At 61.7% G+C, this 16,778-nt stretch carries 8 protein-coding genes; 4 read left to right on the forward strand and 4 right to left on the reverse strand.

The genetic code is table 11. The features are described 5' to 3' along the window. Positions 1-55: 55 nt before the first annotated feature. Together ACLIJ1_RS06140 and ACLIJ1_RS06145 are read right to left on the reverse strand one after the other, a co-directional pair. A complete protein-coding gene (locus ACLIJ1_RS06140) occupies positions 56-655 on the reverse strand; it encodes a hypothetical protein (protein ID WP_411364584.1) in 600 nt (199 codons plus the stop codon). Between the two features lie 45 nt (positions 656-700). After that, positions 701-7,969 carry a SpvB/TcaC N-terminal domain-containing protein gene (locus tag ACLIJ1_RS06145; RefSeq protein ID WP_411364585.1) on the reverse strand — a complete coding sequence of 2,423 codons (7,269 nt, stop codon included), beginning with the start codon at positions 7,967-7,969 and terminating at the stop codon, positions 701-703. A 499-nt stretch (positions 7,970-8,468) separates the two neighbouring features. On the opposite strand from ACLIJ1_RS06145, the gene ACLIJ1_RS06150 reads away from it, so the two are divergent. Both ACLIJ1_RS06150 and ACLIJ1_RS06155 read left to right on the forward strand, forming a co-directional pair. Next, positions 8,469-9,875: a hypothetical protein gene (locus ACLIJ1_RS06150; protein WP_411364586.1), complete on the forward strand. Its 1,407-nt coding sequence runs from the start codon at positions 8,469-8,471 to the stop codon at positions 9,873-9,875. A gap of 81 nt (positions 9,876-9,956) precedes the next feature. Continuing rightward, positions 9,957-12,092, forward strand: a complete 2,136-nt coding sequence (locus ACLIJ1_RS06155; protein ID WP_411364587.1) for a hypothetical protein — start codon at positions 9,957-9,959, stop codon at positions 12,090-12,092. A gap of 43 nt (positions 12,093-12,135) precedes the next feature. On the opposite strand, the gene ACLIJ1_RS06160 is transcribed toward ACLIJ1_RS06155, so the two are convergent. Continuing rightward, entirely contained in the window at positions 12,136-13,431 is a 1,296-nt protein-coding gene (locus ACLIJ1_RS06160) for a tyrosine-type recombinase/integrase (protein ID WP_411364588.1), read from the reverse strand. A 581-nt stretch (positions 13,432-14,012) separates the two neighbouring features. Between ACLIJ1_RS06160 and ACLIJ1_RS06165 the strand changes: the two genes are divergently transcribed. Continuing rightward, positions 14,013-14,150 carry a helix-turn-helix transcriptional regulator gene (locus ACLIJ1_RS06165; protein WP_411364589.1) on the forward strand — a complete coding sequence of 46 codons (138 nt, stop codon included), beginning with the start codon at positions 14,013-14,015 and terminating at the stop codon, positions 14,148-14,150. A 43-nt stretch (positions 14,151-14,193) separates the two neighbouring features. On the opposite strand, the gene betC is transcribed toward ACLIJ1_RS06165, so the two are convergent. After that, entirely contained in the window at positions 14,194-15,720 is a 1,527-nt protein-coding gene (gene betC, locus ACLIJ1_RS06170) for a choline-sulfatase (RefSeq protein WP_411364590.1), read from the reverse strand. A 117-nt stretch (positions 15,721-15,837) separates the two neighbouring features. Between betC and ACLIJ1_RS06175 the strand changes: the two genes are divergently transcribed. Next, positions 15,838-16,764, forward strand: a complete 927-nt coding sequence (locus ACLIJ1_RS06175) for a choline sulfate utilization transcriptional regulator (RefSeq protein WP_411364591.1) — start codon at positions 15,838-15,840, stop codon at positions 16,762-16,764. Positions 16,765-16,778 lie beyond the last annotated feature (14 nt).

Genomic DNA, 16,778 nt, shown 5'->3' on the forward strand with positions numbered 1-16,778 from the left:
TGGATATGTGCTGTTTCAATGACTTGTGCGCTGCTGGCCTGCCTGGTCTCAGCTCTCAACCATCAGCCGAAGGAATCACCGGCGGCAACACCGGCAACTCCTCCTGCGCCACGGCATAGAACTGCCGGGCGCTGTCGGCAAAGGTCTTCTCGGTGTCGCGCCCGCGCCAGAGCGACAGTGCGGTCAGCGCGGCCAGGGCGACGAGGCCCCACAGGGGCGGTGCGCCCGTGGTGCCCAGGGCATGCATGGCGATGCCGGCCACCAGCCCGATGGCGAAGGCGGCGGCCAGCGAGTAGTGCATCGTGTACTCGGCGCGGATCTTGGCGACCAGCGCACCGGCGTCGGGGCGGTGCATGCGCAGCCAGTCGTACTCGCGCCAGGGCGCCTTGAAGCCCGGATGCCGCACCCAGCCGCCCAGGGTCTTGCCGATAGGGGCGATCAGATGGCCTAGCACGAAGCCCACGCCCAGCGGAATGAAGAAGGCGAAGGCGAAGGCGTTCTCCGACTTGAGCTGGCCGCCCGCGGCAACATTGAGCAAGTCCTCCCAGCCACCATTAGTGTGTAGAGCAGCGGCGATGACTAGCAGCACGACGCCAGGTACGACTCGGGCGAGCAGGTCAAAGAACAGTTGCGGTACGAATCGGAAAACGTCCATTCTTGGCTGTCGTTCAGTGATGTCAATTCACCCCTAGCGCGGACCTCAATGCCCCACAGGTTCAGGAGGTGCACCGTCCTTTATCGGCTTCAGCCATCCCCCACGCAATAGCTTTTCAAGTGGCAGCGGTGTCTGATACTGAATACCAAACCCGGCCTGCCCATAAGCGGGTGCCGACACCGATTTCCATACCTCAAATGGCTTTACCACCTCAAATCCACGCATCGGCCCACTCGACCGATTTTCCGGAAGTGATCGGGACGAGAACGGCGTGCCTTCCGGTGAGAAATACTCCGATCGCCGGTATCCTTGGGAGAGATCCTTGAAGGTTCCCACATTGGTGTTCATATACCGATTTATTCGCAAACCCGGCGTTAGCGTTTCTAGACTCCTCCCGCCAAAGTCGCCTCCACGGTTTGGCTGCCACTGGTCCATCACGCGATTAGGGTAGAGGCTTCGAAAATCGGCGCCCGGGCTCTGCGCCAACCTCGCGCCGAAAGCCCCACCTATTGCGCCTGCAAACTGACCTGCGCCAGCTGCAAACATTAGTTTCTTTGGGTCATCCGTAAACTCTCTCGCAACGAGATACGAAAGAGCCGCAGAAGGCGACTGACTGACAAAGGAATACGTCGCAAGCTCAATCCTCTTTTGTTCGTCGTCGACGCCAGCGGACAATTGCGGGCCACTATTGGCCGATAGCCCCAAAGGATTGTCCGGCGTGCAAACGTTCGATGTCGGGAGATGCTCGACGCTCAAGTTCAGGTCATAAGTCGACCTGCTGCTCTTCCCACTCAGATCGACTCTCCCAGTTGGTGAATTCCTGGCATATCGATAGGTATTGCATCCATCTATGAAGCCTGCGGAATCAGCACTTATCCAACGAAGCAGCCACGCCGCGTAGAAGCGCGATTTGTGTAATCGCAAGCCAGTCTCTTCATCTCGCTCCAGTCCTGAGTAGCGATACCTCCGCGCTGAAACCTCTCCCACTCCTTGGGCCGCGACCGCCGTGGTGCCAAAGGCATGAAACTCCTCGAACGAGATCAGCTTCGCCGTCTCGTCCAGTTCGATACAGCCTGAGCCGAGATGGTCGTTGAGCTGGTATCGCCAGCGCGGTGTCGGGCTGCCGACCGCATCGCCGTCGTCCCGCGTCAAGGTCTCCAGCATCGCGACGCGCTGCGAGCCGTCCATCAGGTGCGAGGTGCTGCGCTCCACCCGGACGATGGCCGAGCCCGCACGGCGGCGGCGATAGATCTCGTAGGAGCCCAGGTAGACGCGCTCTTCCACCCGCTGGCCGTGGCGGTGCACCTTGCGCACACGCTGCCCCTGGGCGTCGTAGCTCATCCACACCCGCGCACCGGCAGATCGGTCCACGGATGCAAGCCGGCCTTCAGCATCCCAGCGCATCTGCGGTAAGTGGGGCATGGCCATCAGGTTGCCGCCAGCGTCATAAGCGTAGTTCACCGCCGGCGAACCCGAGGCCATGCTGCGGGACAAGCGGTTGCTGCCCGCCTCGTGGCTGTGAGCCCGGGTCCAGACTGCCGGGCGCGCGCCCTTCCACTCATGCCGCAGCGCCGTCAGGTTGCCTTCGCGGTCATAGTTGAAGTCTTCGGTGTAGCGGGCCAGCGCCTGCAGGTCTGCCCGGTGCGGCAGGCGGCTGCCCAGGGGGTCGCTCGCGTCCGGCGGCAGCGATGGCAGCTCACGCCCCTCGGCGCGGGTGAGCTGGTAGAGCGCGTCGTACTCGAAGCGCTGGCCGCCGGGTTCGGCGTGGCCCTTGTAGAAGTGCGTGGGGTCGGACTCGTCGGTGATCTCGACGATGTTGCCGGCCACGTCGTGGAAGTAGCGGTGGTGCTGCAGCGGCCGGCCCTCGTTACCCTGCTTGCGCCAGCTCTTCAGCTCGCGCAGGCGAAAGCGCAGCGGGTCATACGCATAGCGGGTGTGCACGCCGTTGCCCCAGGCCACTTGCATGCGCTGGCCACGGGCGTTGTAGTCGATATTCAGCAACACGGGTTGCCAGCCGCCCCGGCCGAGCGGCCGGGCGCTGATGGCGTCGAGCAGGCCGCCGTCGCCATACTGGGGGCGGAGTTCGGTGCCGTCTGGGTGACGCTCCTCAACCACACGGGCCAGGGCGTCGTAGGTCTGCGCGATGCGGTAGGTGGTGCTTTCCAGCTCGCCCAGCACCTGGTTGGGGGCGCTGTCGGCATCCAGTGTCTCGCTGGCCAGCGGCTTCCAGTCGGGCTGCCAGCGGTAGGCGCGCCTGAGCCGACGTGCGGTCTCGATGCGGTTGCCCTTGAAGTCGTAGCTGAAGGTCTGCAGCCCGGCGCCGTCGAACTCGCGGCGCACCTTGCCCATCAAATTGAGCTTGCGTGCAGTCTTTGGGTCGCTGACCGACTCACCATGAAAGACACGGTGGACCAGCCGTTCGCCCTGTCGACGCGGGGCCGGGCCATCGTCGTCTACATCGTCGGCAGAAACCATGCCTGACAAGAAGTCGAAGAAGCCTCCGGGCTCGTCTGGCGCTTCGGTGCCTGGTGGGGGTTCGGGTGGTGGGCCAGTGGCGTCGGGTGGGTCACCGGCGGGGTCGAGCACGAAGAGGTGGGTTTGGCGCCGCAGCCTGTCATACAGGTGGCGCATGCGATGGCCCCGCGCCGTCCATCGGCGCAGCACGGTGCCGTCGCAGGCATGCAGCACCAGGGTGTCTCCTGCTGCCGCGGAGGTGTCATGAAGCGGGCGCTTCAGCAGATCGAAGCGCGTGGTGCTGAGGTAGCGGTCATCCGCGTCCTGTATGGCCAGCACATTGCCCAGTGCATCCAGTGCCTGCCGCGCGATGCGGGGAGCGTTGCGGCTGTCGCTCTCGCTCACCTCGCAAACGCGGCCCAGGGCGTCCAGCAAGCGCAATTCGGGCGTGGCAGCGTAGGGCTTGGACAGGTCTGCGCAGCGCTTGAGTCGCTTGGCATCGTCTGGGCTCGACAGCGCCTGAGTGTCTTGGGGCTTCCAACCCGAGAGCGTGACCAGGTCGCCTTCGTCCCAGAGCTCCTGGCTCCAGGTGAGATACGCCACCTGTTGCTGACTGCCGTCAGGCTGGAGGGTGCGCACCTGGCGGTCCATGGCGTCATAGGACATCACGGGGCTCACGCCCCACTGGCGAACCGCGGCATCCGGCTCGAAGACGCCGCTATTGGCGAAGTAAGGTTCGTACTGGCGAACCGGGTTGCTCCTGTCGTTGTAGACCACCCGCCCGCTGCCGACCCAGCGCTCCTGCGCGAAGGCTTCAGTGGGGCGGCCTTGCCCGTCAAGGACCAGGGCGCCATCCTTGTCGCGCACCGGCACCGGGCCCGGTTCGGCGCGCATCTTGCGCAAGATCTCGCGCCCGGAGCCATCGGTGTATGTGATGGTGTCGCGCCAGCGCGTATCGGCCGCACGGTGCTGCTCGCGTTCGCGTGACCGCGCCATCATCGGCTGGCCGGGGTTGCGGAGCTGGTAGCTGAACTCCGCCGTCGGGGAATCTTCACTATCGCCTTCCTTGCTGCCGTCCCCTGCCAGCAAGGCCATCGCCACCAGGCGAGCATTGGCATCGAAGCGGAAGGCGGTGCGGTTGAGGTTGGCGTCGGTGATCAGGCGGGGGGCCAGTGCCCGGTAGTCGGTTTCAACAACGGTGCTGTTGGCGTAGGGGTCGGTTACTTTCGCCAGATGCAGGGCGTGTTCGTCGAACGCGAAAAGGGTGGTGTTTCCGAACGGGTCCTGCTGCTCCTTCACCAGCCTGAACCGGGCTCGGTTGTAAGTCACAGCCGGCGACGGAGCCCACCATGCTTCCGTGGGTAGCGAAGGCGGGGGATCCTTCGGCTGCAGGCTGTGACTGCCGATGTAGCCGCCTTCCTGAGCCAGGTCGATGCCAGTCAGCCGCTGGGTGCCCAACGTGGCAGACAGCATGTCGAAGGTGAACGCCAGCCGAAGTTCGCGGCGCAGCAGCGCCGTTGCAGCGGCGGTACCCAATGGAGCCGGCTTGTCCTCCCCCGCCGAGTCGGACCAGTACTCGAAGTAGCGTGCCTCGATCAGTTGCAGCTGGTTGATCCCCGTGCTGGGCGGCGCGGTACCGGGGCTCGTTCGCTCGGTGTTCGCAAGGGCCGTTCGTAGCTTGTCAGCGCTCCACAGCGCACCGCTCCATGCCTGTGGAGCCCATGCGGCTTGGCGCTGCTCAGACGTTGGCGTTCCGGTGCGGAACTGGTTGGGCAAGTCGGTGAAGTGGTGGAACTGCCGGTCTTCGACGGTGACCCAGGTCCGCCCTTGTGCCGACTGCTTGCGCGCGAGATGCCCATAGGCCACCACGGCACGCCGGACCACGAAGCCCAACCCATCATGGGCCAGGGCAAAGGTGTGCTGAATGCGCGGTTGCTGCGGGGGGATGGGATCCTCTGGCTTGGCCAGCAGGCTCGGCGCGACGCGCTCGATCACGCAATCCAGTTGCTGGTCTTCCAGCGCCTGCACCACCGCCGCCTGCTTGCCCTTGCGCGGCTGCAGAACCCGCAAGCCGTGGCTGAACTCGCGGATGACGAAGGGCACGCACTCCTCCGCGCTGCCATCGAGCCCATAGACCTCTTCGCGCAAGGGCCTGCCGGCCAGTGCGCGTACGGCGTCGATCTGGTCCAGAGCCCCGATGCCCTCTAGCGGCGGGGTGTCGGTCAGGCGCAAGGCGTCAGGGTCGAGGGTGAGCTTGCGGCTCTGGGGGTCATCGGCCCAATAGTCTGCGGCCAGGCGCCGAGCCAGGTCATCTTGAAGCCAAGCACCGGTGTGGAACCACCGCCTGGTCAGGCGTGGGGGCTGCTCGTCCTGCGGCTTCGCCGATGCAGACGCGCCGGCTACTTCAGTGTTCCACTCCTCGACGAATGCGAAGCCTCGGAACTCTCGCTCGCGTCCGTCGTAGTGGCCATGGTGATATTGGTAGCTTGTGGTGTGTTGCGTTTCAGCGTGGATGTCGGTACGGGTGATGCGGCCAACCACCTGAACGGGAAAGGGAACCCTCGTGTGCCAAGGCTTGCCGCTGAGCTTGTCACGCAGGTACTCACGGGCCGACGTGGTGTATTGGATCTCGGTGCGTCCGCCATGGCCGTTCTCCATGGCCACCAGCAGGTGTGGCTTGACGCCACCAGTGAGATCCAGAACTCTCAGGCTCTCGGCCCTGCCGCCCGACGATGGGCCAGACCACACCACGCAGGACGTGCCATTACCCAGCAGGTCGATGACCTCCACGGATGCGTTGGGCGACCACTGCGGCAACAGTCTGAGGGGTGGCTTGCGAAGCCATCGGTTGCCGGCCACGTTGGAATAGACATCCACGCGGTCGGCTTGCAGGTACAGGAGATCGGTGGTGCCTGACCCGTCAATGTCGGCAAGGCGAATGCGCTTGGGGTCGAATTGTTGGGCTTGATCCAGCAGCGGGCCGTCAGCCATCACCACGGGCAAGCCAAATCGACCGTGGCCCAGACTGGGCCAATAGACCACGCCACCGTTGCGAATGCGAACCAGGTCCGGGAGCCCGTCGCCGGACATGTCGGCGATGAAGAGGGTCTCGGTGCCATCGGCGAAGACGGCGGGCGGTCCCCCGAAAGGTTCACGAGGCACATCCAACCGGCGCACGGCGGCCTTATAGCCCTCAGAGCCCAGTGAATGCAGCCAGAGGAGTTCGTCTGTGCGCGTGATGAGGAGGTCAGGCAGGCCGTCACCAGTCAGGTCCACCCAGCGGGCACGGGGGGCGTCGCGAACATTCAGGGGCACCTGCCGGAAGGCATGGAAGTCTCCCCAACTATTGGCGCCACCTTCGCGAGCCCAGAACCCAATGTCCCTGTCGCCGGTTGCGACTAGGTCGAGGCGACCGTCGGCATCCACGTCAGAAAGCAGGTAGCTGCCGGGCCCCGCTCTGGAGACTTGTGGGACGTTGGGCAACTGGACAGGAGGCGCCAGTTCGACCTGCGCCAATTCGGACTGGTCAGCGAGCGCCGAAGCTGCGGGCTCACCACCGCTCAGATTGGCACGGTAGTGCCAAGCCGCCGCCCCCTCCCACAGCAAGCCCGGCAAGCCTTCTCCGTTCAGATCAATCCATCGTGCCCAACCGGAATCTGCGCCTCGGGGCAGCGGGCCAGTGACCTCGCCGCTTGGGTGCAGAGCCGGCTCACGGATGCGGCTGTATTCGAAGCGCACGGGCGGCAAGGCGCTGCCGGGTTCGCGGTAGGTCTTCCCATCAACACTTCGTCCGATGCCCAGGACGTCGACACTCTCCAGGAAGCCCAAGCCCCCATCAACCGTCGGATCGGCGGCGCTGAATTGGAAGCGATGTTCGCGTACGCACTCGAACTGGCCTTCGGTCGCGTGCGCATCCGCACCGGCGGCCTTGCCCGGCAAGCGGTGAAAGACCAGCACGCGCCGACATCGGCGGAGCGTGCGGATCTCGAAGCCGCTCTTGTATGCGGACAGGCCTTCTGCGCGCAGTTCCCAGACGGACTGCTCCAGCGGCGATGGATCGGCTTCGTCATGTTCACCGTAGTCGAACACCAATTCGTAGCACCATTGCTTCGATCGGGGTTCGGAAACGGCCCAAGCTTTCGGCTTGAAGTGGTTGCCTTGATCAACGTCCTCGGGCTTGAGGTTTGCGTAGAGCACGCGCTTCAGGTAACGCTGTGCCGTTGCCGTGTAGCGCCCTTCGCGCCAACGCTGCAGTTCGCTCACCAACTTCGGGTCGACACCGGAACCGTCTTCCGCCTTGTAGCGATAGATGGCCGCGTTGCCACGGTCGTCACGAACCTCCTGCAGCAGCCACGAGAACACCCGGCGAGGGTCGTCGGGATCGGCAATCCGCGCGTCCGCATCGAAGCCATAGAGGTAAGTGACGTTCTCGCGGGTCGTGACTCGCCAATGCCCGGGGTCGCGTTCAGTGCTCTGGTCCAACCAGTGCTCGATCCGGGCGGAGAATTGCTCGTTCCGCGGGCGATACCTGCGGATGGTCCACCCCTCGTAAGTCGCGACATGGGCGACAGTCGTTCCGTCGGCTTGGGACTCCTCCCAAGGGACCAGATCGTCTTCTCCCGAGAGCTGAAAGGTGTCGGGATGGTCGCCCAATCCGTAGGTGGGGACACCCCGGTCGGTGCGCCGCGTGACCTGCGGCACCGATAGCGACCAGCCCAGTCCGAACGGACCATCGCCGCCGCCGGAACTGTAGGAGAGTGTCAGGTTGGTCCCGAGATTGGCCCGACCTTCAGGCACCTGCAAGGGAAGTTCGATCCTGCAGGTGCCGTTCGCCGGATTAGCTTCCACCCGCTCACCCATGCTACGAATGGATCCGCCGCCACTTGGCCGAGAAACCTTGGGAACCGCCGGACCGGAGGAACCGCCTTCTGTTGTCCGCCGCGTCGTCGGTCCATTTGAATCAGCGTTGTCCCGCCCTTGGGGCGCTTGAAAGCTTGGCGCGACGCCCTCCTTCATCCGATTCGGACTGGGATGCGCTGAATTTAGCAGCATGGTGCGTAAAAGCCCACGCCGGCAAGGACTGCCGAAGGCTTGAGAGAACTGCGTCGGATTCGGCAACCGACATTCGACAGAACCAGCCTGTTGGGCACAATCTCTCCCTGTGCAGAGCTAGACACGAGGCACTGCAGCCTATGCTACTTTCAATTGAAGAAACGGTAGCACAAGTGACAGATGTTGACAATATCGCATTACCAGAACAGACTTGCTAAGCGCTGCAGCTGGTAGGGCGCGGGTAGTTTGGAGCCCGTCCCGCTCAGAAAAGTTGTAGTGGAAAGGTCTGGCATCAAGGAGGCAAAGAATGCAGGACTTCGCTGGCCCAATTCAGGATGGTTTCCTATTAGTCGCTCGCGCTGCATCGCACAACATCCCCTTGCCGCACAAAGAACGCGATCTTCTGTTCACTATCGACGCGAGCGCTCTGCGTGGAGATCCCCAAAAATGCGGGGAATTCCTGAGCGCAATAGAGGTTGTCAGCAGGACGCTGGGGGTGACCGCAGCAGAAATTAGAGCAATAGCCAGACGAATTGATCGGCTAAGGCCTATGGTTTCAAATTCACTCACCCTGATGGATTTTGCCGCTGAGAACGCAAAACCAATCTCAGACGACATCCGTATTGCGCTCACAGATGCAGCCTCAGCCATTGATTCAAGATCGATAACAATCAAACAGGAACAGGACTTCCTCAAAGCCTACGAGAAACTGACCACGACCTTAGCGCCCATCACGGCAGAAACTTTAGAAGCTTCAACGACGCGGCTTCCCTCATTCGGCGAGATCTTGAACGGATTCCGCAGGGGAAATCTCCCGAAATGGACTCTAGGCCGTTTTCTCAACGTTTCCATACTCCTGCTGGTTTTGGCAAGTACCGGGCTGTGCTTGGCGTACTACTACGGTGGGGTTTCCACATTGCAAAGCTACCGAGAACTGCAAAAGGAGGAATCGCGTCTCAAAGCGAACGAGACGGTTGCACGCCTCGACCTAGCAGAGAAGACTTCCGCATTTGCTGCAGCACAGCAGCGCTCAAACCTACCAAATGCTAGTGCTGCGGATGTGCATGACTTGAAGACGGCCAAAGCCAATTTAGACCGTTCCACCGACAAGCACAAAGCGAGTGTTGAGGAAAGGCAGGTCGTTGCCACCCAGCTGCAAGGCATGCCCCAAAGGATTGGATTCTGGGCAAGTCAGCCGTGCCGCAGCAAGCATGCGATCTTCAATTTTGTCCTGTGTGTCGAAATGCACCAACAGCAATCCACCGCCGCTTTCCCTGCCCCATCGATTGATGGTACTGCGACACAAGAGTCTCGTCCCTCCGATAGTGACGCGGTCAACGTAGAGGTAGCTCGTACTGTGATTTCCAGACTGAATGACGTTTACCTTCCTTTGCTGCTGGGATTTCTCGGAGCCCATGCATATATTCTTCGGCGAATGAGCAGGGAGATAACCGAAAGGGCATTCGCGAGAGGCTCATCATTTAACCATATCGTTCGAGTCGGACTGGGCGCACTCGCAGGACTAGCTTCGACTTGGCTTCTTACACCCGAAACCGTTGGGGGCAACTCCTTCAAAGCCCTCCCAGTTTGGGCGCTTGCATTTGTCGCTGGCTACGGTATCGAATTGGTCTTTGCATTTATGGACCGCGTCATTGGGGCTTTCACAGGTCCCGAGGGGTCCTTGAATCCTCGAGCAATCAGCAGTAAAGGCTAGGCTTTCAGCCCATCTAAGCTTTCCAAGAGCGTGCCAACTCCACGAGCAGTCACATGTGCTTGGTCTGGCCAGGAGAACTCAATGACTGATTCGAACCCAACCGATAGCGACAAACCGCTTTGCGACTTGGTCATGAAAGGTGGTATCACCAGCGGTGTGATCTACCCGCAGTTGATCGCTGAACTGGCAAAGACCTACCGGTTTAAAAACATCGGTGGAACCTCGGCGGGCGCGATCGCTGCGGCAGGCTGTGCGGCGGCTGAGCATGGCCGACTGACCGGTCAGCGCACCGACTCTTTCGCCGAACTGATGAAGCTGCCTGAGCACTTGAAGAAGCGGGGCGGAGACGGCCACTCAATGCTGTTCCACCTGTTTCAACCAGCTGATGCAGTTCGCAAGCACTTCACAGTATTGACAAGCATGCTCAACGCCAGCCCTTTGTCGGCGGCTGGGAATGCCGCACTTGAAATCGTGCGCCAGTTCTGGAGCATTGCGCTGCTCGGCCTGTTGCTGGCTTTTGTGCTTTTCACACCGGTAGTGTTGGTGGCGGCGCCGGCACTCTCACTCACTGCAGCTTCGAGCGTATCGCTGGCAGTGCTACTGCTATGGTGCCTTTGGGCAAGGTATGGGCTCCTGCGGCTCGAAGCGATAAAAGTCTCCCCATGGAGAAAACTACTACTGTGGTGGGGGGCTGGTCTGCTGGCCAGCGCAGTAATTCTGCTCGCTTTTGGCAGCGGTGCCACTGGCCTGGTTCTATGGTGGGCTGTGCTCGCTGGCGGTATCGCTGCACCGCTGACTATCGGCCTAGTATTGGCGCTGTCTGGCCTCCTCTTCAGCACCACGCTGGTAGCAGGGATGCATGGGAACGGTTATGGGCTGTGTAGTGGGCGCACTGCAAACGATGGCGCTTCATCGCCTGGTCTTACCGACTGGCTGAGCGAATACTTCGAAGATTTGGCAGGCCACAGAGAAAAGCGCCCCCTACTCTTGGGCGACCTCTGGGGGGCAACTTTCGAGAATGGTCGCTTCGCCGACTTGAAGGCAAAAGAAAGACGCATCAACCTCGAGGTGATGACCTCCGCCATCAGTCAACAGATGTGCTATGCCATTCCCTTCCGCGGCGACCAGGGTCTGTACTACGACCCTAGGGAATGGGCGCAGCTTTTTCCGAAAAGGGTGGTTGATTGGCTGGACGGTGTCTCTGAAGCCGAAGCTGCAGTGCGTACGAAGGGAGAGTACATGGAGTCCGTCGTTTACGACGAGACAGACGGGCCCAACGAGAAGGGCCCGGGTACCCCACTCAAGCGTCTGCCCAGCAATGCAAATCTGCCGCTCGTGGTAGCGGTCCGGATGAGCCTCAGTTTCCCGGCTCTGCTGTCGGCTGTACCTCTTTATGCGGTGGACTTCAGCCGTAAGTTCAATCAAAGCGAGGATGAGCAGGGGGGGCCGCAACGGCTGCGTGCCAAACGAGTTTGGTTCTCTGACGGAGGCATCGCAAGCAACATGCCTCTGCACTTCTTCGACTCGCCACTGCCGGGCCATCCGACCTTCGCGATCAATCTCAAAGCTGAGCACCCTGATCACCGTGTAGACCTAAGGCAGCCACCCGGCAAACAACCCGGGAGGGTGTACCTGCCCAAAAGAAATAGCGGAGGTCGGCTCCGCTATTGGCGTCCACCCGCCGATGGAAGCGCTTTTGTCGGGCTGATTCAGTTTGTTTTCAGCATCATAGACACGATGCAAAACTGGCGCGACGAAATTCAGTTCCCGTACCCCGGCTACCGTGATCGCATCGTGCAGATCAGCCAGCTAGCTAACGAGGGTGGCCTGAACCTTGACATGCTGGACGACGACATCGTGAACCTCAGCGCTGCCGGACTCTTGGCCGCACAACAGCTGCGGGAGCGTTTCTACGATCCGCGGCCTGGTCAAATGAGCACGGGCTGGCGCAACCACCGCCAACAACGGCTGCGGATCTTGCTCGGAGTAGTCGAACGGATGGCCGAGGACCTTGGTCAAGCTATGAAAGTAAGCCCTTGGGATCAGACACTCGAAGATATTCCTTCGAGTGAATATAGCGAGGCGCACAAAGCGCAGGCCAAGGAATGCATGAACGCTCTAAGGGAACTGTCCAAAGTACTTTCTGTCGAATCGGTGTCCCTTGAACAACGGGCGCCTAGACCTCGTGCTTCAATGCGCATCTCACCGCGAATATAGGGCGGTTTACACCCCCTGCAGGGGGGCCGAGCAACGGCAGTTGTCAACGGACGTCGACCGTCTCGACAATTGCTTCTAGAGCTATTCGCTTCTCGGGCATGTAGTCGTGCCCATCGTAGTGTCTGGCTTGAACCCCTGTCAGTCCATGTGACTGCAAATGCCCACGAACCTCGCGGCTGACGCCCTCCCGGGCCAGCAAGGTCTCTATGCCCGAGCGGATTCGCTTCACCTGAAACCCTTCAATGTCTGAACCGACAATGCCATGTGCCCACCCCGTCAGCGTGCGGGCGCTGATGGGTTTCTTTCCCCTTGTGGTGGAAAACACATACTCCCCTTCACGCTCAAATCGCTTCAGTTCGGTGGCAGCGAGGGATACCAAAGGCACCTGATGCGGGCGCGGCCCCTGGCTGGGCCGGCCTTTGCCGTCATAGAGTGTGATGGCGTCGTCTCCAACATCCTCCCACCTCAGACGGATGAACTGCTCAATGCGCTGTCCACCGGTCAGCAGGTGCAGCCTCAGTGCTGCTGCTTCGATGCCTGGGCGGTCAACAATCAGATTCCAGTACGCCTTCATTTCTGCCAGAGACAACGGTCGCTTGTCGGCACGGTCGAACTGAGGGGAACGTCGTGTCTGCGCTGCGGGGTTGAACACCACGGCAAAGGTTTTGAAGGCCACTGGAATCGCAGCCAAGGTCCGCACGTCCAGTGCGCACTGATAGGCAGCTCGTAGGTAAGAGCGCAGCTTATTCGCGGTACGCCCCTTGCCGCTCTCGATAAGCCGTCGCAACATGTCAAGTACCTGGTCGGGCGTGAGGTCCACCGCTGGCGCTTTGGTCACCGCCGGCCACGCTTCCTTGACATGCTTCTGAAAAATCCCTTGCGCATCCACATGGCTGCGCCGACCCTGCGTCTTCAGATATTCCACATAGGTATCGAGCAGCTTCTCAAGGGTGCGCGTGGATTTCTCGGTCTCCTCCGCCTTCTTGGTCAGAAACGCCTTGCGCTTCTCAGCCTTGGCCTCCTGCAAGCCTCCTGTGTCGGCGTGCCCGACGTGCACCTCGGCCAGCGCCCTGCACTTCTCCAGCGCAGCAACAATGCCGTAGCCACGCACGGTCGGCTGCAGCTTCTTGGGCGGCGCCGTCGGGTCGTAGACGCCGATAGGTTCGCGGCTGGTTTTGCCGGCGTACGAATACCGCCAGTAGAGCTGGACCGCGCCGTTGGCCAGCTTGCGAGCCTGCAGCGCACCACCCCGATCTAGGCGGCTGTGCAGGGTCACAAAGCCGCTACCATCGAGCGATTGGATGGCCGCCGCCGCTGCCGAAAGTTGATCTTTTGCCATAGTCCGCAGTTGTTCTGGTGCCAGTCTGGTGCCAGTTTGGGCTGGGATGGCCTGGGACGGCCTGAAACCACTTTGGACACAAGTTGTTGATTTGTAAAGGCTTTAGGGATGGCAAGTTGTATCAGGAAATCCCAGAAAGTCCCACCCCCAGGGACTGTTAATCCGCAGGTCCCTGGTTCGAGTCCAGGTCGGGGAGCCAAGTAAATCAAGAGTCAGCAGGTTAGCGCCTGCTGACTTTTTTGCTTTCTGGGTTGGGCTGGTGCCAGTTTCTGGTCTGATGAACACGGACCAGAAGATCTCGAACGAATTGGTGCATCAGCGCAGCATGGCATCGGCAGGCAACACCGACCAGCCCAAGCTGTAGTGACCTCACCGGCCAGGGCCCTGTTCTGACTGAACGATGGCTGCACGCAAGATTTGGCCGCGAATCCAGCATGACCAAGGTGCCTACCCGCCCTACAGTTGCCTACATCCCTCCACCGGGAGAATGCCGTGCAACAGACACCCACCGCATCAATCAACACACCTGATCAGGTACAGACCGTGCTTCTGCGCATGCCATCGCTCACGCAGATGACGGCTTGGGACGATCCACGGTTTACAAACTCATTGCGCAACAACAGTTCCCCTGCCCGGTTCGCCTCGGCGCGCGCACCGTGGCCTGGCTCCGCAGCGAAGTAGACGTCTGGAGCCTGACGCGCCCAGTGACATCGCACTGATGAGGATGGGCTCAGCCTTGGGAAACCATCGCGAAACAGGGACTTAGGCAGAACGGACGATGGGAAAGCGGGCACGGGCCTCCAGCGCGTCGAGGTCAATGTGGTTGCGCATGTAGCGCTGGCTGGCCGGCTGGAACGGCTGATGGTCCCAGGGCTGGGCGGTGCCCTGACTCTGGGCCGCATAGTGGAAGCGGCGCCGCTTCTGGCTGCCGATCACCCTCGCGGTGAGTTCGGGCATGTTCCAACGCTGGGCGACCTCGGCACGGAAGGCCTGAACCACAGCGGCGTGGGCGGGGTCTGCGGCCAGGTTGTTCAGCTCCAGCGGGTCCGCCTGCAGGTCGTACAACTGGTCGGGGTCCACCGGTGAATGCACAAACTTGAGACCGCCGCGGCGCAGCATCACCAGCGCCGCAATCGCGCCCTCTCCCAGGTACTCGCCGACGACTTCGTCATGACCGCCTGCGCCCGTCAGGTGCGGCCACAGGCTGCGACCGTCCAGCGGCTCGGGTGGTGTGGGCGCCGCGCCGTCAAATGCCAGGTCCATCAGGGTCGGCAAGAGGTCGACCGACGACACACTCGCCGCCACCCGAGCAGGCTGAAATCGCTGGGGTGCGTGCACGATCAGGGGTATGCGGCTGGCGTTCTCGAAGAAGTTCATCTTGTACCAAAGGCCGCGCTCGCCCAACATATCGCCGTGATCGGCCAGCACCACGATGATGGTGTTGTCCGCCTGTCCGGTTTGCTCCAGCGTCTTCAGAACTCGACCCATCTGGTCGTCGACATAGGACACCGCGCCGTAGTAGGCATGGCGGGCGTTGCGCACCTGGGCGTCGCTGACCGGCGTTCGGTCCATGTCGCTGACGTGGCGCAGGCGCAGGGTATGCGGATCGCGCGGCACCATGTCGTCCCGCACCTGTGGCATGTCAATGTCTTCATGGCGGTAGCGGTCCCAGTACTCGCGTGGAATGGCATAGGGGTCGTGCGGGTGGGTCATGGAGACCACCATGCAGAACGGGCGCTTGTCCTCATCGCGAGCGATGTCAAACAGCTTTTGCTGCGCGAGGAAAACGACCTCGTCGTCAAAGTCCAGCTGGTTCGTGCGCACGCACAGGCCTGCGTCCAGCACCGAGCCCATGTTGTGGTACCAGCTGGGCCGAACCTCGGGGTGCTCCCAGTCGGGTGTCCAGCCGAAGTCGGCGGGGTAGATGTCGGTGGTCAGCCGTTCTTCGAAACCGTGGGTCTGGTCAGCACCACAAAAGTGCATCTTGCCCGACAGCACGGTGTGGTAGCCCGCGTGGCGCAGGTGATGGGCAAAGGTCAGCACTTCGGACGGCATCTCGGCCGCGTTGTCGTACGCACCAATGGCCGATGGCAACTTGCCCGACATGAGCACATAGCGTGAGGGCGCGCACAAGGGGCTGTTGGTGTAGGCCGACTCAAACACCACGCCGCCAGCTGCCAGCGCATCCATGGTGGGCGTTTTGCTCACCGTGTTGCCATAAGCAGCCAGTGCAGTGGCCGCCAGCTGGTCGGCCATCAGGATCAGGATATTGGGTTGGGTCACGTTCAAAGTACCGTTGTAAACAGAGGCTTAGACACCGATGGACGGTGTGCAACGGTTTCAGTCTATGCATGGCCAACCCGCACGTGAAGACGTTCCATCCTTATACTGGCATAAACATTACTAATGCCAGACATGCATCGCCTCCCCCCTCTGCAGAGCCTGGTGGTTTTTGAAGCTGCGGCTCGTCACCTGAGCTTTACCGCCGCCGCCCACGAACTGGGCACCAGCCAGTCAGCAGTCAGCCAGCGCATCGGCTTGCTCGAAGACGACCTGGGCCCTCCGCTTTTCAAGCGAGAGCACCGCGGCGTTTCACTGACCCAGGAGGGACTGCAACTGGTGACCGCCGTGCGAGAAGGTCTTAGCAGCATTGGCGAGGCCGCCGCCAAGATACGGGCCCGGCGCGAGCGCCAGGTGCTGACCGTTGCCACCGACTTTGGCTTTGCCACCTACTGGCTGATGCCGCGACTCGCCGTTTTGCGCGAGCTGGTGCCGGAACTGGATGTGCGCATCGTCACCAGCCAAAACCAGTTCGATATCCGCGGCGAACCGGTCGACATGGCGGTGGCGTTTGGCGAGGGGCTGTGGCCCGGCTGCAGCGCCACCCTTTTGTTCCCTGAAATTGTGGTGCCGGTGTGCAGCCCCGCCTTTTTTGACCGGCATGGCCTCAGCGGCCAGGTGGCTGATTTGCGCACGCTGCCACTGCTTCACCTGGAGAGCACCGACCCCCAGCGCTGGCTGCAATGGGAGGGCTGGTTGGCCGCGCATGGCCTGCACAGTGACGGCACCGGGCACGACCTCACGCTCAACAACTACCCCCTGGTCATTCAGGCGGCGCTGGCGGGGCAAGGCGTGGCGCTGGGCTGGGTCCCACTGGTGGATGAGCTGGTGCGCGGCGGCCAACTGGTCCAAGCGGTTCCGGTCCCACAGCGCACGGCCTGCGGTTATTTTCTGGTCGAGCCCAACAGCCGCCGCAACAGCGAGGCTCTGCACCGTTTTCGCAGCTGGATCTTGCAGGAATGTGCCTTGGCGCAGCAAGGCAGTTCGGCCTGAGAAACAAACTGGTA

The organism is Hydrogenophaga sp. RWCD_12 (assembly GCF_046604225.1).
Taxonomy (GTDB): Bacteria; Pseudomonadota; Gammaproteobacteria; order Burkholderiales; family Burkholderiaceae_C; genus Hydrogenophaga.